Annotated in this window: 16 protein-coding genes, 2 tRNA genes and 1 pseudogene; 13 read left to right on the forward strand and 6 right to left on the reverse strand. The window is 58.1% G+C overall.

The window, feature by feature from the left end; all coding sequences use genetic code 11:
• Positions 1-289: 289 nt before the first annotated feature.
• Positions 290-1255, forward strand: a complete 966-nt coding sequence (locus ABJN75_RS06775) for a sensor domain-containing diguanylate cyclase (RefSeq protein ID WP_348438046.1) — start codon at positions 290-292, stop codon at positions 1253-1255.
• Positions 1256-1548: 293 nt separating this feature from the next.
• Here the strand turns inward: ABJN75_RS06775 and ABJN75_RS06780 are convergent.
• Positions 1549-1623, reverse strand: a tRNA-Asn gene (locus ABJN75_RS06780).
• Between the two features lie 205 nt (positions 1624-1828).
• Here ABJN75_RS06780 and ABJN75_RS06785 point away from each other — a divergent pair.
• On the forward strand, positions 1829-2095 hold the full coding sequence (locus ABJN75_RS06785; RefSeq protein WP_348438074.1) for a PGPGW domain-containing protein: 267 nt from the start codon (positions 1829-1831) through the stop codon (positions 2093-2095).
• A gap of 7 nt (positions 2096-2102) precedes the next feature.
• On the opposite strand, the gene ABJN75_RS06790 is transcribed toward ABJN75_RS06785, so the two are convergent.
• Positions 2103-2176, reverse strand: a tRNA-Cys gene (locus ABJN75_RS06790).
• Positions 2177-2391: 215 nt separating this feature from the next.
• Here ABJN75_RS06790 and ABJN75_RS06795 point away from each other — a divergent pair.
• The 5 genes from ABJN75_RS06795 to ABJN75_RS06815 all read left to right on the forward strand — a co-directional run bounded on the left by ABJN75_RS06795 (position 2392) and on the right by ABJN75_RS06815 (position 8972).
• Positions 2392-3060 (forward strand): protein-L-isoaspartate O-methyltransferase, encoded by a 669-nt coding sequence (locus tag ABJN75_RS06795; protein ID WP_348438048.1) that lies wholly within the window; start codon positions 2392-2394, stop codon positions 3058-3060.
• Between the two features lie 200 nt (positions 3061-3260).
• A complete protein-coding gene (locus ABJN75_RS06800; RefSeq protein WP_348438050.1) occupies positions 3261-4595 on the forward strand; it encodes a TolC family outer membrane protein in 1335 nt (444 codons plus the stop codon).
• A gap of 207 nt (positions 4596-4802) precedes the next feature.
• Entirely contained in the window at positions 4803-5543 is a 741-nt protein-coding gene (locus ABJN75_RS06805) for a DUF2497 domain-containing protein (RefSeq protein WP_348438052.1), read from the forward strand.
• A gap of 95 nt (positions 5544-5638) precedes the next feature.
• Positions 5639-6007, forward strand: coding sequence for a YbhB/YbcL family Raf kinase inhibitor-like protein (locus ABJN75_RS06810; RefSeq protein WP_348438054.1), 369 nt, complete (start codon positions 5639-5641; stop codon positions 6005-6007).
• A 148-nt stretch (positions 6008-6155) separates the two neighbouring features.
• Positions 6156-8972, forward strand: a complete 2817-nt coding sequence (locus ABJN75_RS06815; RefSeq protein WP_348438056.1) for a valine--tRNA ligase — start codon at positions 6156-6158, stop codon at positions 8970-8972.
• On the opposite strand, the gene ABJN75_RS06820 is transcribed toward ABJN75_RS06815, so the two are convergent.
• On the reverse strand, positions 8956-9201 hold the full coding sequence (locus ABJN75_RS06820) for a hypothetical protein (protein WP_348438057.1): 246 nt from the start codon (positions 9199-9201) through the stop codon (positions 8956-8958). The genes ABJN75_RS06815 and ABJN75_RS06820 overlap by 17 nt on opposite strands.
• Positions 9202-9290: 89 nt before the next feature.
• Between ABJN75_RS06820 and ABJN75_RS06825 the strand changes: the two genes are divergently transcribed.
• From ABJN75_RS06825 to ABJN75_RS06835, 3 genes are all read left to right on the forward strand, one after another.
• Complete coding sequence (locus ABJN75_RS06825) at positions 9291-10727, forward strand: outer membrane protein transport protein (RefSeq protein ID WP_348438059.1); 1437 nt, start codon at positions 9291-9293, stop codon at positions 10725-10727.
• A gap of 301 nt (positions 10728-11028) precedes the next feature.
• On the forward strand, positions 11029-12753 hold the full coding sequence (gene ilvD / locus ABJN75_RS06830) for a dihydroxy-acid dehydratase (protein WP_348438061.1): 1725 nt from the start codon (positions 11029-11031) through the stop codon (positions 12751-12753).
• The gene (locus tag ABJN75_RS06835; RefSeq protein ID WP_348438063.1) at positions 12740-13537 is read left to right on the forward strand and encodes a tetratricopeptide repeat protein; all 798 of its coding nucleotides are present in this window, start codon (positions 12740-12742) and stop codon (positions 13535-13537) included. The genes ilvD and ABJN75_RS06835 overlap by 14 nt, the downstream gene beginning before the upstream one ends.
• Before the next feature lie 95 nt (positions 13538-13632).
• Here the strand turns inward: ABJN75_RS06835 and ABJN75_RS06840 are convergent, their stop codons facing one another.
• The 3 genes from ABJN75_RS06840 to erpA form a co-directional block, all read right to left on the reverse strand.
• A complete protein-coding gene (locus ABJN75_RS06840; protein ID WP_348438065.1) occupies positions 13633-13896 on the reverse strand; it encodes a hypothetical protein in 264 nt (87 codons plus the stop codon).
• 205 nt (positions 13897-14101) lie between these two features.
• Positions 14102-14884 (reverse strand): exodeoxyribonuclease III, encoded by a 783-nt coding sequence (gene xth, locus ABJN75_RS06845; protein WP_348438067.1) that lies wholly within the window; start codon positions 14882-14884, stop codon positions 14102-14104.
• A gap of 38 nt (positions 14885-14922) precedes the next feature.
• The gene (erpA, locus tag ABJN75_RS06850; protein ID WP_348438068.1) at positions 14923-15258 is read right to left on the reverse strand and encodes an iron-sulfur cluster insertion protein ErpA; all 336 of its coding nucleotides are present in this window, start codon (positions 15256-15258) and stop codon (positions 14923-14925) included.
• Positions 15259-15397: 139 nt separating this feature from the next.
• On the opposite strand from erpA, the gene ABJN75_RS06855 reads away from it, so the two are divergent.
• The 3 genes and pseudogenes from ABJN75_RS06855 to ABJN75_RS06865 all read left to right on the forward strand — a co-directional run.
• Positions 15398-16603 (forward strand): deoxyguanosinetriphosphate triphosphohydrolase, encoded by a 1206-nt coding sequence (locus ABJN75_RS06855; RefSeq protein WP_348438070.1) that lies wholly within the window; start codon positions 15398-15400, stop codon positions 16601-16603.
• 65 nt (positions 16604-16668) lie between these two features.
• Positions 16669-18429 (forward strand): arginine--tRNA ligase, encoded by a 1761-nt coding sequence (argS, locus tag ABJN75_RS06860; protein WP_348438072.1) that lies wholly within the window; start codon positions 16669-16671, stop codon positions 18427-18429.
• Between the two features lie 60 nt (positions 18430-18489).
• Positions 18490-19128: pseudogene (locus ABJN75_RS06865) on the forward strand (hypothetical protein); the annotation flags it as partial.

Genomic DNA, 19128 nt, shown 5'->3' on the forward strand with positions numbered 1-19128 from the left:
GGTTCTTTTGCATGCTCATACGGATAGACGCGTCAAGCGGATCAGGAGTTGAGGAAAAAGGTGCTGAATTTCAAAGCGCGTTGTGAACCGTTGCAAAAGGCAAGATCCGGACCGCCGAACGAGGACGCTTGTGAATGGATCGTGACGGTGTCGGACGATCGCCTTGGCCGGACAACTTTGTCAGCTTGCGTTCAAGACCGCGAAACCACGCATTAACAAATTCGGATTATCAGATGTTACGGATTTTGCGACATGATTTTATGTGAGTTTTTCGACAAGGATTGTTTTGATGAAGGATGCTTTTCAGGATGAAAAGAGCGGCATTTCGGGCGAGTTTTTTCGACAGATAGTGATGGAGTCCGCCGACGCGGTTGTCGCGGTTGATCTGGACCAGAAGCTGGTGCTTTTCAGCCCCGCGGCAGAGAAACTGTTCGGCTATTCGAGCGGCGACATTCTGGGCAAGCCGCTCGATACCCTGCTGCCGCACCGGTTCAGAAAAGGCCATGCGAGCAAAGTCAGAGAATTCCACACAACAAATAGCCCCGCCCGGTACATGGGTGATCGCAAATCGCATCTTCACGGAATGCGGGCCGATGGTACGGAGGTGAAGCTTGGCGCAACCATTCTGACTGTCACGACAGCGAATGGGCCGGTCATGGTGGCAATGCTCAGGGATATCAGCGAACGGATCCACCTTCAGGACGAGCTTACCCGGCTGGCCAGCGCAGACCCTTTGACAGGGCAGCTCAATCGGCGCGCGTTTCTCGAATCCCTGGAACGCGAATGGACCAGGGCTTTCCGGTACGAGACCGGGCTTTCGCTGGTGATGTTCGATCTTGATCACTTCAAATCCATCAATGACACGTACGGCCATGATATGGGTGACCAGGTCATCTGCCAGTTTTCAGAACTGGTGCGGTCCTCGTTGCGCGATATCGATGTCTTTGGCCGCTGGGGCGGCGAAGAGTTCATTGCAGCGCTACCGCATACCGATCTTCGGAAGGCGCGGACAGCTGCCGAACGGGTCAGGGAAGCCGTGGCAATGCAACGGTTCGAAGCAGAAGGCTTCGATCCCTTCTCGGTGACAGTCAGTGCCGGTGTGGCTGATATCCGTAACGGCGAATGCCCGTTTCAGCAAATGATCAAAGACGCGGACAATGCGCTGTATGAAGCCAAGAAAGCCGGCCGCAACCAGGTTGTGATCTGGAACGCCGCGGGAGGCATTCGCGCCCTTGCAAACGGCACAGACGGTTGAAACTGACCACTCGCGCCAGAAGCAGACGGCACCCGTATAGAAAGCTGTCTGGCCGTGTGTGTGGCGGGACGTGCCGGTGCGCATGAAAAGCCGCCGGACTCACCCCGGACAAGACCACTGACATGAGTCGCCGATGTCTGGCGGTTCATGCGGCGTGAAACAGGTGAACCCGAGGCAGACGAACTCTGCCCGATTCCGTGAGTGATTTTCCAAAATCCACACAAACGAAAAAGCCCGCCTGACCTTGATACGCAAGGTCGGGCGGGCTTTGAACCGGACGTCTGTTTGAAATTTGGCTCCCCGGGCCGGATTCGAACCAGCGACCGATCGATTAACAGTCGATTGCTCTACCACTGAGCTACCGGGGACCACTGCCTTAAGCAGCGTGTGGGGCCTATAACAAATGCCTCTCTGATTTGCCAAGCTGTTTTTCAAGAATTTGTGTCAATCTTGTTCTCACCGACCCTAAAACCCATCTATTGGGCCCGGCAACATGCCGGTTTAACGGCAAAGACCAGTCTGGACGCCCTGTTGAAAAAAGCTGTTTTCCAGTTTCATGCCGGCCGTGGCGAGATTCGCATCGGATCGAGGTTTTTCGCGCTTCCGCGGCGTGCGCGAACGCGAATCGCGCTGGGAGCCGGCCTTGTCGTGGGAGGAGTGCTGGGTTTCTTGCCGGTACTGGGGTTCTGGATGATTCCGCTCGGACTGCTGGTACTGTCGCGGGATCTGCCGACCGCGCGGCGGTGGCGGAGGTCGCTTGTGGTTCGAATGGAGCGCCGTGGCACAAAGCGACCGCGCCCGAAAGAGCGGGCCGAAAAGCAGGCTGCCGAATCTGATTGAGTGAAAATGGAGGCCTCGCCCGGAATCGAACCGGGGTGCAAGGATTTGCAGTCCTCTGCGTAACCACTCCGCCACGAGGCCTCGTGCCGATCATTGACCGGACGGCTGGCAAATAGACGGAGAATCATGCCGACGCAAGGGGCATGTGCGCTCTCAGGTCCGCTTTCGGGAAGACTGGGCGAAAAACCCGAATGGATGAAAACAGTGAATTCGACGGATGCGATCCCCGGTTCAGCTTGAAAGTGTCGGTGTGGCGCTCTATTGAAGCGCAAGACGAGATGCATCGGAGAGACCGGATGGGCACCGACTATCAAGAAGCGCGCCAGAAAATGGTGGATAACCAGATCCGTACGACGGATGTCACATCACATTCGGTGTTGAAAGCGTTTTTGACCGTGGCGCGCGAGGATTTTGTTCCAACGCCGCTCAAGCCTTTGGCTTATATCGATTCGGATCTGCGGATTTCCGACAGCGACGGCGTGGGCCGGTTTGTCATGGAGCCGTCTCCATTGGCCAAGATGTTGCAACTGGCCCAGATCACCCGTGATCATGTGGTTCTCGAAATCGGCTGCGGGTCGGGGTATTCGGCGGCGATTTTGTCCTTGCTGGCCGGTTCCGTGGTGGCCGTGGAAAGCGACGCGGCGCTGGCCGAGGCCGCAAGCGCGCTGTTGAGCGACACCGGGTACGACAATGTGGCGGTGGTCACCGGCGACCTTGAAAAGGGGTACGCAGCGGAGGCACCCTACGACGTGATCTTCTTCAATGGAGCGGTGGAAGCCGTGCCAGCCGCCTTGTTTGATCAATTGCGTGAAGGTGGCAAGCTCGTCTCCGCGATCGGAACGGGGTTGTCGGCGCAGGCGTATTTGTTCGTCAAGGACGGCGGCGTTGTGTCGGGGCGGCCGGCATTCAATATCTCGATCAAGCCATTGCCGGGTTTCCGGGCGATTGAAGAATTCGTTTTCTGATCATGGTCTGATCCTGCGGGGTAGGGCTGCTGCAAATTGCCGCGCTGTTGCGCGATGGCAACGTGAGCGGGATTAGTGCTTGCCGCATCGTCTTGTATCATTGCGTCGGGTGCTGCTAGCAATCATAAGTGGTTACAACACCATGATCGTGTCCTGCGCTGATCGGCCCTCCGTGCCAGCGCATGCTGGAGTATGAACTCGTGAATTTTGCTAAAAAAACGTTTGCCTGTGTCGCTCTGATTCTGGCGGCTGCCTTGCTTCCCCAGCCGGTTATGGCTGAATCAGTCTACCAGGCCATGGCCAAGGCCTATGAGAACAACCCCGATCTCAACGCGGCGCGCGCGGGATTGCGGGCGACCGATGAAGGGGTCGCATTGGCAAAATCGGGGTATCGCCCGACCGTCGCGGCGGAAGCGGTGACGACATCGACCAACACCAACGGGTTTGTTACCAATTCGGCCAGCCTCGGTGTTTCGATCACCCAGACGCTCTTTGACGGTTTCCAGACACGAAACAATGTGCGTGCGGCGGAGGCCGCGGTTTTCGCCGGCCGCGAAAACCTGCGCGGGACTGAAATTGATATCCTTCTTGCCACGGTTCAGGCCTACGCCAACGTCAACCGGGACAATCAGATCGTTACCTACCGCAAACAGAATATTGCTTTTCTTCAGGAACAGTTGTCCGCGGCGCGGGCCCGGTTCGATGTGGGGGAAAGCACCCGGACCGATGTCAGCCTGGCCGAGGCCGAACTGGCGGGCGCCAAGGCAAGTTTGACCGCGGCCGTGGCGCAAGCCAAATCAAGTGTTGCCGTTTATGCGCAGATTGTCGGATCGGTCCCCAAAAAGCTCCAGGCTGTTTCGCTTCCGCGCAAGTTGCTTCCCGGTTCGCTGGATGCGGCGGTGACCCAGGGCACGACCGAGCATCCGGCAGTGCTGGCGGCGCTTTTTGGCGTTGACGCCGCCGGTTATGCGGTCAAGGCAGAAGAAGGCACCTTCCTTCCAGGTGTCAAGGTCAGTGGTTCGGTCGCCAAGGACGACGCAGGCATCGACACGGCCCAGGTTCAGGCAAGGGTGACGATCCCGCTCTATCAGGGCGGCGCCGCATCGGCCTCGGTTCGCCAGGCCAAGGAGAAACTGGGCCAGCAGCGCATTCTGGTTGACTCCGCTCGCCGCTCGATCGAGCAATCGGTGGTTTCATCCTGGACACAGATGGAGGCATCGCTGGCCACGATCGAGGCGAACAAGGCGCAGCTTTCCGCAGCCAATCTCGCGCTTAACGGGGTTGTCGAGGAACGACGGGTCGGACAGCGGACAACACTGGATGTGCTCAATGCCCAACAGACCGTGCTTGAGGCCAAGGAAGCCATTTCCCAATCGGAGCGCAATGCCATTGTCGCGAGCTTTTCGGTGCTGGCCTCAACCGGCAAACTGACGATCGACCGTCTCGGCCTGCAGGTTGCCAATTATCGCCCCGAAAAACATTACGAGGCGACCAAGGATCGTTGGTACGGCCTGCGCACTGTCGACGGACGCTGACCGGACGTTGCTTCGAGGAACGATTTAGCCGCACGCCCCCGGGTTTTAGCCAGGCTCCATACACCAGACAGCGGCATGCATGAATTCCTGTGCATGAATACAGAACCTTGAAGCGGCGCGATTCTCAAATCATGGCCAATGCCGTAGACTGCCAAGGTGATTCGCCGGTTGGCATGAGCCCGGCGACGAGAGTAATGGAGCGTAATCATGGGGCAGGCTGGCGCGCAGCGCGAACCGTCGATGGAAGAAATCCTGGCTTCCATTCGCAGGATCATTGAAAACAACGAGCCTGCATTGGACGGCGGTGAGGGCGGTGACGGCGAAGCCAACGCACATCATTTTGACGGCGATGACGTCTATAGAGATGATGACGCCCAGGACGAAGCGCAGTACGAGGTCGAAAACGATGAACCGGCAACCCGGCCGGTGACGTTGGCCGAGGTTGCGGCGCTCGCACGCTCCGTTCCCAAGGAATCCGAACCACAACCTGACGAGCAAGCCCCGGCAGACGAGGCGCCTGACTCTGCCGAGATCGACCATGCCGCGGCTGCTGAACTTCGCGACGCACTTTTGTCTGATGATCCCGTGGAAGCTGCTGAATCGCCGGAAACGGATCTCCCCGTCGAATCGGCTGTTGCCGTCGAAACTGCGCCGGCGGAAGCAGGGCAGAGCGGACAATCCGGACAGAGCGCTTACAAGCCGCACATCCCCGACCCTCAGGTGAGCGGCGGGCAACTGGTGTCCTTGCACACGGGAGAAAAAGTCGCTGCGGCTTTCGGTGAGCTGGACGCGGCCATAGCAGCCGGACAAAGCCGCTCTTTCGACGAGATCGCCGAAGAGATGCTGCGACCGATGCTCACCCAGTGGCTTGACGACAATCTTCCGACGCTTGTCGAGCGGCTCGTGCGAGAGGAAATCGAGCGGGTGTCGCGCGGAAACCGCCGGTAACGATTGCCTGCCGCAACTTCAGGACGTACGAGGATCCGGTGGATGTCTTGTTCGCCTTGATACCCGTTGGTCTTCGGCAATCGGTGGAGTTTCCTATGCGCCTTCTCATCACGGCACTTATATTGGCAGGCACGATCGGTTCAGCATCGGCGATGTCGATGAGTTTCGAATGGGGTCCGACAAAGAAATGCTTTGATTCCAAATCTCCGCCGATATCACTGTCAGACGTTCCCGACGGGACAGCAAAACTCAGGTTCAAGATGGTTGACCTGAATGCGATCGGATACCCGCATGGCGGAGGGACGGTGAGCTATTCCGGCAAGAACAAGCTGCCTTATGGTGCGTTTCGCTACAAAGGACCGTGCCCGCCATCGCAACACACCTATCAATTCACAGTCGATGCGCTCGACAAGAACGGCAAGAAGCTGGCGACTGCCAAGGCGCGCAAAAGTTTCAAGAAATAGTCCGCGCCATTTTGGTCACGTTCTACGTCGATAGTCGGGTTCGGCCTGCTGTCCGGTCGCGGGCGTCCGGAGTTGCCGTGCCGGGTTGACCTCGACTTGCAATCGGCACTACAGCGGGAGCAATCCCGGACCACGGAGACACATGACGATGCTAGAGAAAACTTACGACGCCTTGGTTGTCGAGCCCAAAATCGCAGCACGTTGGGCGGAGGCAAATGCATTTGCCGCCGGTGCAGGCGCGGAGCCAGGGGCGGAGTCGTTTTGTATCGTGATCCCACCCCCGAATGTGACCGGCTCGCTGCATATGGGGCATGCACTGAACAACACGCTGCAGGATATCCTGGTCCGGTTTCAGCGCATGCGCGGCCTTGATGTCTTGTGGCAGCCTGGCATGGACCATGCGGGAATCGCCACCCAGATGGTGGTTGAGCGGCAACTCGCCGAGCGCAAGGAACCCAGCCGGCACGTTATGGGCCGCGAGAAATTCGTCGAACGCGTCTGGGACTGGAAAGATGAATCCGGCGGCATGATCTTCAACCAGCTCAAGCGGCTCGGAGCATCCTGCGATTGGTCTCGCGAGCGCTTCACCATGGATGAAGGCTTGTCACGTGCGGTGCTTGAGGTCTTTGTCAGCCTTTACAAGGAAGGGCTGATCTACAAGGACAAACGCCTGGTGAACTGGGATCCGAAGCTGCTGACAGCGATATCGGATCTCGAGGTCGAGCAAATCGAAATCCAGGGCAATCTCTGGCATTTCCGCTACCCTCTGGCCGACGGCATGACCTACGAGCATCCCATCACATATGATGAGGATACCGACACCCACACCTACGAGACCCGCGATTACATCATCGTCGCCACCACGCGGCCGGAAACCATGCTTGGCGACACCGCGATCGCGGTCAATCCGGATGACGTTCGCTACAAGGACCTGATCGGCAAGCACGCGGTGTTGCCGCTGGTCGGACGGCGCATCCGGATTGTCGGTGACGACTATGCCGACCAGACCGCAGGTTCGGGCGCGGTCAAAATCACGCCGGCGCATGATTTCAATGATTTCGAGGTCGGCAAACGCCATCATCTCAAGGCCATCAACATTCTGACCACCGACGCCAGGATGACGCTCAAGGACAATGAGGACTTTCTCGAAGGGCTCACGGTCGCGGGCAAGCTGATCGAGGTGATCGAAGAACTCGACGGCATGGATCGTTTCGCCGCCCGCAAGGAAATCGTCACCAAGATGGAGGAGATCGGGCTCCTCGACCATATCGAGCCGCATACACATATGGTGCCGCATGGCGACCGGGGCGGCGTGCCGATCGAACCGTTCCTGACTGACCAATGGTATGTCAACGCGGCTGAAATGGCCAAGCCGGCGATCGAAAGCGTGCGTGAAGGCCGCACCAATTTCGTGCCGAAGAACTGGGAAAAGACCTATTTCGACTGGATGGAAAACATCCAGCCATGGTGCATCTCGCGGCAGTTGTGGTGGGGCCACCAGATCCCGGCCTGGTATGGACCGGACGGGCAGGTATTCGTTGAAAAGGACGAGGAAGCAGCACTCGAGGCGGCGATCCAGCACTACATCGCCCATGAAGGCCCCTGGAAGGCCTGGGTGGAGGAAAAGCTCGAGAACTTCAAGCCGGGCGAAATCCTGACCCGGGACGAGGATGTGCTCGACACATGGTTCTCCTCGGCACTGTGGCCGTTCTCAACGCTGGGCTGGCCCGACAAGACGCCGGAGCTGGCGCGTTACTATCAGACCGATGTGCTGGTCACCGGTTTTGACATCATCTTTTTCTGGGTTGCCCGGATGATGATGATGGGCCTGCATTTCATGAAGGAAGAGCCGTTTCACACGGTCTATGTGCATGCGCTGGTTCGCGACATGCATGGCGCCAAAATGTCCAAATCCAAGGGCAACGTCATCGATCCGCTGGAGTTGATTGACGAATATGGCGCGGATGCGCTGCGTTTCACGCTGGCGATCCTGGCGGCGCAGGGGCGGGACGTGAAGCTCGATCCTTCGCGCATTGCAGGCTACCGCAATTTCGGCACCAAACTGTGGAACGCCACCCGGTTTGCAGACATGAATGGTGCGGTGCTGGATCCCGGATTCGATCCGGACAGCGTCAAACTGACCATCAACCGCTGGATTCTCACCGAACTGACCCGCACTGCCACTGAAGTGAAGGCAGCGATCGAAGCCTACAAATTCAACGAGGCTTCAAGCGCGCTCTACCGGTTTGTCTGGAATCAGGTTTGCGACTGGTACCTGGAATTGCTCAAGCCGGTCTTCATGGGAGAAGACGAAGCCGGCAAGGCCGAGTCTCGGGCGTGCGCGGCTTATGTGCTGGCGGAATCGGTCAAGCTGCTGCATCCGTTCATGCCGTTCATGACCGAGGAATTGTGGGAGCACCTTGCCGGATCAGACGCCGGGCTAGCCTGCCATGCAGCGTGGCCGGAGCCGTCTTTTGCGGATGAGGCCTCGGCCGACGAGATCAACTGGCTGATTGATCTGGTTTCCGGATTGCGGTCCGTTCGCGCCGAAATGAACGTACCGCCCTCGGCCAAGGCGCCTCTGGTGATGGTCGGATCCAGCCCTGCCACCGGTGAGCGGCTGGTCCGTCACGAGCCGGCGATCAAACGGCTGGCCCGAGTGACAGATATCGTGCTCGAAACCGCAGCACCAGGCGGTTCCGCTCAAATCGTTGTTGGCGAGGCGACCGCCTGCCTGCCGCTGGGTGACCTGATCGATTTGTCCGCGGAAAAACTCCGTCTGGAAAAGGCGCTGTCGAAGGTTGCAGCCGATCTCGGCAAAATCGAGGGCAAGCTGGCGAACGAAAAGTTCGTCGCCAACGCCAAGCCGGAGGTTGTCGCCGCCGAACGGGAAAAGCTGGTCGAACTGCAGGGTCAGAATGACAAGCTTGAGCAGGCCCTCGAACGTGTCAGCCAGGCAGGCTGACACGTTCGGGGCGCTGTGTTTGTACTCGCGGGGGTGTGCTGCTGTCTTCGTTGTGCAATTCGCACAAAATCAGGGCAAATGTGGCCGAAATGCAACAAAACCGTGGTGAGCTACCGATTTGATCCGGTTTTGACGGCAAGAGCGCCGGGCGGGTGCATAAAGCGACCGCATTTGCTTCCGGATTGAGGATTTTTGATGCTTTTGCGGTTAAATCCTGCCCGCTGATCATTCGTCCTCATTCCTGACTCTGTTTACAAACTCCGCAAATTCATTACCTAATCATGTCAATCGTAAGCTTTTACGTCCTGGAGGGGATTCATGATTCGCGTAAATTTGAAATCAATCGTTGCAGGCTTGGCCGCGAGTGTCGCAGTTGTTTCGGCAGCGCAGGCGGGTGGCTTTGACCGGGGCGGCGTCAATGTTGATTTGTTGTTCAGCGATAAACGCGTCGATACTGAGTTTTCCGTAACCTACGTATCTCCTCAGCGCACTATCAACAATGTGACTCGCGGGGCCAATGAGGCTACTGAGGCGGCTGTCGGACAGGCGCTTGCTCCGGTCGTTGGGGCAGCCGGTCCTATCGCGACAGCGGCTGAAGTTCAGGCCTATATAGCGCTTAACCCCGCAGTGAATGGCGCTACGGTTCAGGCCGTTCAGACAGCAGTGGTTGGCGGAATCATTGGTGGGGGTGGAAATCCCAGTCCTGATACTTCCGGGTCCATTGATGTGGACAGCGATTATGTCGTTCCGCGGGTTGGCTTGAAAGTTGGCGTTACAGACGATATTTCGTGCCTCGGCACATATACCGAACCATTTGGCGCTTCCGCCGACTATGGAACTGGAAATGCGTATTCCGCTTCCACTGTGGCGTTTTCCATCGACACCCGCGACATCGGCCTGACATGCTCCTACCGTTTCGCCGGAATGCAGCTTGGCGTCGGCCAGTCCTATTTCCGCTTCATCGGCGGCGTTTCGTATCAGGAGCTTGACGGGTTTCAGTCGCGTCAACGGTTTTTGGATTTTGCAAAATTGGGTCAGACTGCCATACCCGGCACTGGTGTGACCAACACGTCCGGCATTGGTTCATTTACAGTGGGCGGCGATGCTGTGGGCTACCGATTGGGCGTTGCGTTTGAAATCCCGGACATCGCGCTTCGCGCGTCGCTCATGTACAATTCCAAATATGATTATGATCTCACAGGCACCCAAGACAACACCGGTTTTGGTGCCATAATTCCAGGCACACAACGTGTTCCGATCACCATGAGTACTGAAATTCCGCAATCGGTGGAGTTCAAGATTCAATCAGGTATCGCTCCCGGCACACTGGCTTTCGCCAGTGTTAAATGGCAGCAATGGAGCCGGTTAGGTATTATCCCCGTAAACGGCGGCGTGAGTCCGGTCTCCGGCACACCGACATCCTTGTCTTTTGATCCAGTCTATCGGGACGGTTGGACAATCACGGGTGGCGTTGGCCGCAAGTTCAACGATGCTCTTTCGGGGTCTCTTGCCTTGACTTGGGATCGCGGAACAGCCACGACGACCGGAACCCAGACTGATACTTGGACTGTGTCCGGCGGTTTGGCTCACGAGGTCAATGAAAATGTCGAGCTGCGTCTTGGTGGAGCGATTGGCTTGCTCACTTCGGGTAGTTCGGTGCCTGCCCCTGGCGGCGATGCAGCAAACAATGTGACATATAGTTTTGGCAATGACGTGGTTTACGCCTTGTCCGGTGCGCTTAAGGTAAAATTCTAAAGCCGCTGGCGCCTTTATTGCAGACACTTGTCGAACTTTCACCCCGCCCTCGTGGCGGGGTTTTTGTTTGGGAGGCAAGAACCGTCCTTCATGAATTTTTTGGAAAACCCGGTCTTTTTGGAGTGACTGGAGATCGTGATCACGGAATGTGACGATTCCGCAACACTTTTTTCAAAAGCATCTGCTATGAAAATCGGGGGGCATAATGTGCCCATTTCCCGCCACAAACGGGGCGCAGGGCAAGTCTTCAATTCAGCCCGGCGACTCGACCATTTTGGATCAGGACGCGTCTGAGGATTACATGACCGCCAGTTTGTTCGACAAATCCAAGCTTCCAAGCCGGTACACCACGGTTGGGCCGGCGCGCGCGCCGCACCGGGCGTTTTTGTATGCGATGGGGCTTTCGAGCGAGGAAATTGCCCAGCCGCTGGTCGGCGTGGCGTCATGCTGGAACGAAGCCGCGCCCTGCAACATTTCGCTGATGCGGCAGGCGCAGGTGGTCAAGAAGGGTGTGGCAGCCGCCAAGGGCACGCCGCGTGAGTTTTGCACCATCACTGTGACCGACGGCATCGCCATGGGTCACCAGGGCATGAAAGCCTCGCTGGCCAGCCGTGATCTCATCGCCGATTCGGTGGAACTGACCATGCGCGGGCACTGCTACGACGCCATCGTCGGGTTGGCCGGTTGCGACAAATCCCTGCCGGGCATGATGATGTCGATGGTCCGGCTCAACGTGCCCTCAATCTTCATCTATGGCGGCTCCATCCTTCCGGGCAGTTTTCGCGGCCGTCAGATCACGGTTCAGGATGTGTTCGAGGCCGTTGGACAGCATTCCGTCGGAAACATGTCGGATGAGGATCTCTATGAGATCGAACAGGCGGCTTGCCCGTCTGCAGGCTCCTGCGGAGCTCAGTTTACCGCCAACACCATGGCGACGGTGGCAGAGGCCATCGGGTTGGCGCTGCCTTATTCCTGCGGTGCCCCCGCACCCTATGAGATGCGTGACAAGTTCTGCTACGCGGCCGGCGAGAAGGTCATGGAACTGATTGCCAAGCAGATCCGTCCGCGCGACATCGTCACCCTCAAAGCGCTTGAAAACGCGGCCGCGGTGGTTTCGGCCACTGGCGGTTCGACCAATGCGGCTCTGCACCTGCCGGCGATCGCGCATGAATGCGGTATCGAATTCGACCTGTTTGATGTCGCCAGGATTTTTGAACGCACTCCCTACATCGCCAATCTGAAACCGGGCGGCAAATATGTTGCCAAGGACATGTTCGAGGCTGGCGGAATTCCCGTTCTGATGAAGACCCTGCTGGAGCACGGGTATCTGCATGGCGATTGCATGACGGTGACTGGTCGTACTCTGGCCGAGAACATGGAGCATGTCCGCTGGAATGATCAGCAGGATGTGGTGCACCCGGCCAACAAGCCAATCACCGTGACCGGCGGCGTTGTCGGTTTGAAAGGCAACCTGGCCACCGATGGTGCGATCGTGAAGGTCGCGGGCATGTCCAAACTCAAATTCACCGGTCCGGCACGGTGTTTCGATTCGGAAGAAGACTGCTTCAATGCGGTCACAAACGGGAATTATAATGAAGGCGAGGTTCTGGTGATCCGCTATGAAGGCCCCAAGGGGGGGCCTGGCATGCGCGAGATGCTGTCGACCACCGCCGCGATTTATGGCCAGGGCATGGGTGACAAGGTTGCGCTGATCACCGACGGCCGGTTTTCCGGCGCAACACGCGGCTTTTGTGTCGGCCATGTCGGTCCGGAAGCAGCGGAAGGCGGGCCGATAGGTCTGCTGCAGGATGGCGACATCATCGAGATTGATGCTGTCGACGGCATATTGAATGTGCGCCTGTCCGATGAGGATCTGGCTGCGCGCAGGGAAAACTGGACGGCGCGGGAAACCGATTATGCATCGGGCGCGCTATGGAAATACGCCCAGACGGTGGGTTCGGCGCGGTATGGCGCTGTCACTCATCCGGGCGGAATGAAAGAAAAGCACTGTTATGCAGACATCTAGTCGTACCCGGACCGGACTTTTTTGCGCAGTTCTAGCTGCTGCCATCGGATTTGGCGGGCCTGCGCGGGCGCTTGATCCCAATGCCGGCGTGACGCGCGAATCAGGTCCGTTCGATCTCTTCAAGTTCGGGTTTTCGGCCTACAAGAAGGGCCGCAAGGACGAGGCTGTCGAAGCCTACAAATATGCCGCCGAAAAAGGTCATCCCGGAGCACGCTGGGCGCTTGCCAACATGTATGCCTATGGCGACGGTGTTGTGGAAAACGACTACGAGGCGTTCAAGATCTATGATGACATCGCCCGGCAGGGTGTGGAGCCCGGATCACAGGACACCGGGTATTTCGTCAACGCCCTGTTGTCGCTGGCGACCTATTATCAGAAGGGAATTCCGGGCAGCCCTGTGAAAGCCAATCTTGGGGCAGCCAGGCAACTCTACTTCCAGGCCGCTTCCGCATTTGGCGTTCCTGAAGCCCAGTACCGGCTTGGACGCATGATTCTGGAAGGCGAGGGCGGCGCCAATGATATCCAGCAAGCCAAGAAGTGGCTCAACCGGGCGCGCGCCAGCGGCCATCCGGCGGCGTCCGCAGTGCTTGGCAATGTGGTGTTCGAGGAGGGGCAGGTGGTCCGCGGGCTCGCCTTCATGACCACTGCGCTGGAACGGTCTCCCTCGTCGGACAGGCCCTGGATCCAGGCATTGCAGGAACGGGCCTTTTCCCTGGCCGGAGAAGCGGACCGACGCACAGCCATCGCGCTGGCGCAGGATATGCTGGCAAAGGGCCTCAACTGAACAATTCAGAAGTGCGTGCAAGAAACCGTGGTTGCGCGAAGCCGCAGCGTCACTGTGACTGCCGCGCTGGATGAACTGCCCACTGGACAGAGCCCTCAGCCAGGGATCCGAGCTGAGCTCCTTGTTGCCCACGGCGACAATTGCGCAGTGGGACAACCGTCGGAGATTTTCTTCCAGGAGGTATTGTTGAGATTGCGTTCACAACGCGCGAGGTAGCGCTGGGACGAACCAATCTGCAGGCAGACAACGCCGCCTTCCTTGATCCGCTTGCCATTGCCAAGGCATTCGCATTCCTGTCCAGCAAAGGCTGGTGACAGGGAAAGGCCCGGCATCGCATAAAATCCGATGCTCATGGCCAACAGCCATGACCGTGCATGTTTCATGGCTAATGATGCGCTTGTCGTTGTTACTTGGCAAGTCTTGTGGCGGCGCCGGTCTTACACACAGGTATTTTCCGGCAGCCTAATGCATGTCGCGCAAAAGTGTCCTGCGGTTTTGCGATAACGACATGCAGAAACAAAGAGCTGGCGCGCGTCACCTGAATCCATTTGAACGCGACTTGCATTAAACGGCAAGCGAAATGGCCACGGGAACGTGATCTGAAGGACGCTCCCAGCCGCGGACATGCTTTTCGACACTGGCTGATTGCAGTCTGTTGGCGGCTTCGGGCGAGAGCATCAGGTGATCGATGCGGATGCCATTGTTCTTCGGCCACGCGCCCGCCTGATAATCCCAGAACGTGTAGGTTTCGGGCTGATCGTTGACGGCCCGCAATGCATCCGTGAAGCCGAGGTTTTCCAGCATTCGGAATGCGGCGCGGCTTTCGGGACGGAACAGGGCGTCGCCCTCCCAAACCCTGGGGTCATGACAATCGACCGGTTCGGGAATGACATTGTAATCTCCGGCCAGAACCAGAGGTTCTTCCAGAGCAAGGCGATCAGCAGCGAAAGCTTCAAGCCGGTCCATCCAGGACAGTTTGTAGGGAAATTTCGGCGTGTCGACCGGATTTCCGTTGGGCAGGTAGAGCGAGGCTACCCGCACGATCCCGCCATCAACCGAAAAAACCGCCTCGATGAAGCGGGCTTGCTCGTCATCGTCATCGCCGGGCAGGCCGCGATTGACTTCGTCGGGGCTCTGCCTGGACAGGATTGCCACGCCATTGAAACCCTTTTGGCCATGGGTTTCGACATGATAGCCCAGCGCTTCCAGCTCCAGCCGGGGAAACCCTTCGTCAACAGACTTGATCTCCTGAAGGCAGGCGATGTCCGGCTCGCTTTCCTTCAGCCAGGTCTGCAGATTGTCGATCCGCGCCTTGACGCCGTTGATGTTCCAGGTGGCGATTTTCAAGGCGTGCATCCTTCATAAGGCGGTCGTGCAGTGCGCGATCAGACCGAGAAACTGGTCCCGCAACCGCAGGAGGCGACCGCATTGGGGTTCCTGATCTGGAAGGCCTGGCCCATCAGATTGTCGACAAAGTCTATTTCCGAACCGGCCATGTAAACCAGCGAAACCTGATCGATGAGGACGCGGGCATCGTCTTTCTCAAGCACGATGTCATCGTCCTGCGGCTGATCGACCAGATCGAACTTGTAGGAAAATCCCGAGCAGCCGCCGCCTTCAACCGATACCCGCAGCGCCGATTTTCCGGCCTCTGCCGAAACGATCTCGCGGATCCGGCGCGCGGCGGAGTCCGACAGCGTCACCTGTGTTGTTTCAGTCATGCAACCTCCTTGCCGGGGTCAAGGTCCGGCAGAGACATGTTTCAAATCATTCGTACTATAGGTATGAAGGCGCTGGCCCGACGTCAATGCTTGGACACGCTGAGTCGGACCTGATTGAGCGCCTGTGGACGGGATAGGCATGGAATTCGACATCACACAGCTTGGTTTCGGGACCGGCGAACGCGCGCCTTGGGCGGCAAACCCGTGGGCGAGCCGCGGACGGCTGTTTGCCGAGCCCGTCAGTCCGACCCGATCCGAGTTTCAGCGCGACCGCGACCGGATCATTCACACCACCGCGTTCCGGCGACTCAAGCACAAGACGCAGGTTTTCGTCGCCCATGAAGGCGATCATTACCGAACCCGGCTGACGCACACCATCGAGGTTGCGCAGATTGCCCGGGCGCTGGCGCGCGCGCTGAAGCTTGACGAGGATCTGGCCGAAGGCGTGGCTCTGGTGCATGATTTCGGCCACACGCCGTTTGGCCATACCGGGGAAGAAGCGCTGGCGGAACTGCTGGCGCATGCCGGCGGTTTTGATCACAATGCCCAGTCTCTGCGGATCGTGACCAAGCTGGAGCAGCGCTACGCCGATTTCGACGGGCTCAACCTGTCCTGGGAAACGCTCGAGGGACTGGTCAAGCACAATGGGCCGCTGATCGGTGGTGCCGCCGGGCCGGTGCCCGAGCCGATTCTTGACTACAACAAGCGTCACGATCTGTGGCTTGCAACCCATTCCGGCCTTGAGGCGCAGGTTGCCGCGATCGCCGATGACATCGCCTACAATACCCATGACATCGACGATGGCCTGCGCTCCGGGCTGATCACGCTGGAGATGCTCGAGGAATTGCCGCTGATCGCGCGGTTGCTCTCGTCCGTGCGGCATCGCTATCCGAAGCTCGAGGAGCCGCGACTGATCCATGAGGTCATGCGTCGGCAGATCACTGAAATGGTCGAGGATGTCATCGGGGTTGCCCAGGAAGAAATAACGGACATCAAACCGCAATCCGCCGACGATGTCCGTCATGCCGGGCGGACGATGGCGCATTTTTCCGATGAATTTGCCACTGCGGATCAGCATATCAAGACGTTCCTGTACCGCCATCTCTACCGGCATCCGGATGTGATGCGGGTGCGGGCGAACGCCACGAAAATCGTACGGGATCTTTATTCGGCCTTCATGACGGATCCTTCGGAGATGGGAGACAAGCACACCCATGCCGGAATCGAGCAATTGCCGGTGGAACTGCGGGCTCGGAAAGTGAGGGATTATCTCGCAGGAATGACCGACACCTACGCCATCGCGGCTCATCGACGCTTGTTTGACCATACACCTGAATTGCGATAGGCAGCGGTCAACCCGCGCGAACGCCTGTTTAGCGCCCCTTTTCTCCGCCTATCCGGACTTATACCATGAATGTGTTCAAGGACTTCGAGACCAGAATCAAGCTAGCCATTGAAGCGCTTGACATTGTTCAAGAAAAAGGCGGCGCGGTTGGTTTCGAACGACTGGCCGTCGAGCCGCCGCGCGATCCCGCGCACGGCGATATTTCAACCAATGCCGCGATGGTTCTGGCCAAGCCGCTGGGGATGAACCCGCGGGCTCTCGCCGAGTTGATCGCTTCCCAGTTCGATAATGATCCCGATGTCGCTGAAACCAGTGTTGCAGGGCCGGGCTTTCTCAATTTCCGGCTGACCGCTCCCTTCTGGCAACGACTTGTCGCAGTCGTTGTACGCGATGGCGTGGACTATGGCCGCTCGACAGTCGGCGGCGGACGCAAGGTCAATGTCGAGTATGTGTCGGCAAATCCAACCGGGCCGATGCATGTCGGCCATTGCCGCGGTGCAGTGGTGGGTGATGCCCTGGCAAATTTGATGGGGTTTGCCGGCTATGAGGTAACCAAGGAATATTACATCAACGATGCCGGCTCGCAGATCGATGTGCTGTCAAAATCGGTTTATCTGCGTTACCGGGAAGCATTGGGTGAAGACATCGGCGAGATTCCGGCCGGGCTTTATCCGGGCGATTATCTGGTTCCCGTGGGCAAGGACCTTGCCAACGAATACGGCACATCGCTCAGGCAAATGCCTGAAGATGAGCGGATGGCGCTTATCAAGGACCGCACCATCGATGCGATGATGGAGATGATCCGGGCTGACCTGAAAGCGCTTAACGTGGAGCATGACGTGTTCTTTTCCGAGCGCAGTCTGCATGCAGATGGCGAACGGGCGATCCGCAACGCCATCAACGACCTGACCTTCAAGGGCCATGTCTACAAGGGCAAGCTTCCGCCGCCGAAGGGGCAGGCAGCAGAGGATTGGGAGGACCGCGACCAAACCCTGTTCCGGTCGACCGAAGTTGGCGATGACATGGACCGTCCGTTGATCAAGTCGGATGGCAGCTACACGTATTTCGCCGCTGACGTGGCCTATTTTCGCGACAAGTTTGAACGCGGCTTTGCCGAGATGATCTATGTTCTGGGAGCGGATCACGGCGGTTATATCAAGCGGCTGGAAGCTGTTGCCAAGGCCGTATCGGCGGGTGAAGCGAAGCTGACCGTGCTGTTGTGCCAGCTGGTCAAGATCTATCGCAACGGCGAGCCTGTGCGTATGTCGAAGCGGTCGGGCGATTTCGTCACGCTGCGGGACGTCGTGGATGAAGTTGGCGTTGATTCGGTGCGGTTCATGATGCTTTACCGCAAGAGTTCGGAATCGCTTGATTTTGACTTTGCCAAGGTGACAGAACACTCCAAGGACAATCCGGTGTTCTACGTCCAGTACGCCCATGCCCGGTGCGCTTCGGTGATGCGCCAGGCGCTGGAAGCATTCCCCGATCTTGATTTGTCGCCGGAAGCGCTGGCATCGGCAGACCTCTCCGAACTTTCGCACGAGAGCGAACTGGCGCTGATCGCAAAGCTTGGCGAGTATCCCCGGATGATCGAGGCTGCGGCGTTGGGACAGGAGCCGCACCGGGTCGCGTTTTATCTCTATGACCTCGCAAGTCTATTGCACGCACACTGGAACAAAGGGCGCGATGAATCGGGTTTGCGGTTTGTTAACGATAAAAACAGACAATCAACTATCGCCAGGTTGGGTTTGGTGTACGCCGTCGCATCTGTTTTGAAGTCAGGTCTCATGATTACGGGAACTGACGCACCGGAAGAAATGCGCTAGACGTCACCTTTTACCCACAATGCTCTGGCAGTAGAATGTGCGAGAGTATGTGAGTGATGTATGGCTGATCAACTTGATAGCAACACCCGGTCCCCGAATCCGGATGCCGAAATCGATGATCCTTTGGCCGAACTTGCCCGGATCATCGGTTACGAGCGTCCTGCCGAGCGCGACGTAACTGTCGATGACGGATCGCAATCGGGTGAACTCGATCTTGAGGCCGAGTTGATGCGCGAACTCGATGTGCCGCAAATCCCGGACATCGATCCGTTTGACCTGCTCGAAGCCGATGAGGCTGTCGGCGGTGCGGCTGCGGATGCGAACGCGGATCAGGAGCCCGTTGGGTTTGACGATGCCGCTGCCACCGATTCGGAAGACCCCTGGTCGCAGGCCATCGACGGCGACGCAGTGGACCAGCATCCGGCCGATACCCTTCCTGCGGAAGCCTTGCGGTTGGCAGAGGAAGACGATCTCGCCCTTGATTCCGGCGAGGCGGATTTTATTGAAGAAAACGAATTTCAGGACTTGTGGGCGTCATCCGAGCTTGATGTCGAGCCCGAGTCGGAAGCCTATGCGGGGCCAGCGGCGCCGGAGCCAGCGCAGAGCGAGTTGGGTCAGGTGATCCAGGCGGAATTCACTGGTGGCCGCACAGACTCGGCGGCTGGGATGCCGGGCGACGATGTTCTGGCCGATATGATC

The organism is Hoeflea sp. (assembly GCF_039975035.1).
Lineage (GTDB): Bacteria > Pseudomonadota > Alphaproteobacteria > Rhizobiales > Rhizobiaceae > Hoeflea.

Excerpts from the sequence above, each read along its gene's own strand:
- ABJN75_RS06795 (WP_348438048.1), top strand. The coding sequence starts at position 2,392 with ATGGGCACCGACTATCAAGAAGCGCGCCAGAAAATGGTGGATAACCAG.
- ABJN75_RS06825 (WP_348438059.1), top strand. The coding sequence starts at position 9,291 with ATGATTCGCGTAAATTTGAAATCAATCGTTGCAGGCTTGGCCGCGAGT.
- argS (WP_348438072.1), top strand. The coding sequence starts at position 16,669 with ATGAATGTGTTCAAGGACTTCGAGACCAGAATCAAGCTAGCCATTGAA.
- ABJN75_RS06810 (WP_348438054.1), top strand. The coding sequence starts at position 5,639 with ATGCGCCTTCTCATCACGGCACTTATATTGGCAGGCACGATCGGTTCA.
- erpA (WP_348438068.1), bottom strand. The coding sequence starts at position 15,258 with ATGACTGAAACAACACAGGTGACGCTGTCGGACTCCGCCGCGCGCCGG.
- ABJN75_RS06775 (WP_348438046.1), top strand. The coding sequence starts at position 290 with ATGAAGGATGCTTTTCAGGATGAAAAGAGCGGCATTTCGGGCGAGTTT.
- ABJN75_RS06855 (WP_348438070.1), top strand. The coding sequence starts at position 15,398 with ATGGAATTCGACATCACACAGCTTGGTTTCGGGACCGGCGAACGCGCG.
- ABJN75_RS06805 (WP_348438052.1), top strand. The coding sequence starts at position 4,803 with ATGGGGCAGGCTGGCGCGCAGCGCGAACCGTCGATGGAAGAAATCCTG.
- ABJN75_RS06835 (WP_348438063.1), top strand. The coding sequence starts at position 12,740 with ATGCAGACATCTAGTCGTACCCGGACCGGACTTTTTTGCGCAGTTCTA.
- ABJN75_RS06815 (WP_348438056.1), top strand. The coding sequence starts at position 6,156 with ATGCTAGAGAAAACTTACGACGCCTTGGTTGTCGAGCCCAAAATCGCA.
- ABJN75_RS06820 (WP_348438057.1), bottom strand. The coding sequence starts at position 9,201 with ATGATCAGCGGGCAGGATTTAACCGCAAAAGCATCAAAAATCCTCAAT.
- ilvD (WP_348438061.1), top strand. The coding sequence starts at position 11,029 with ATGACCGCCAGTTTGTTCGACAAATCCAAGCTTCCAAGCCGGTACACC.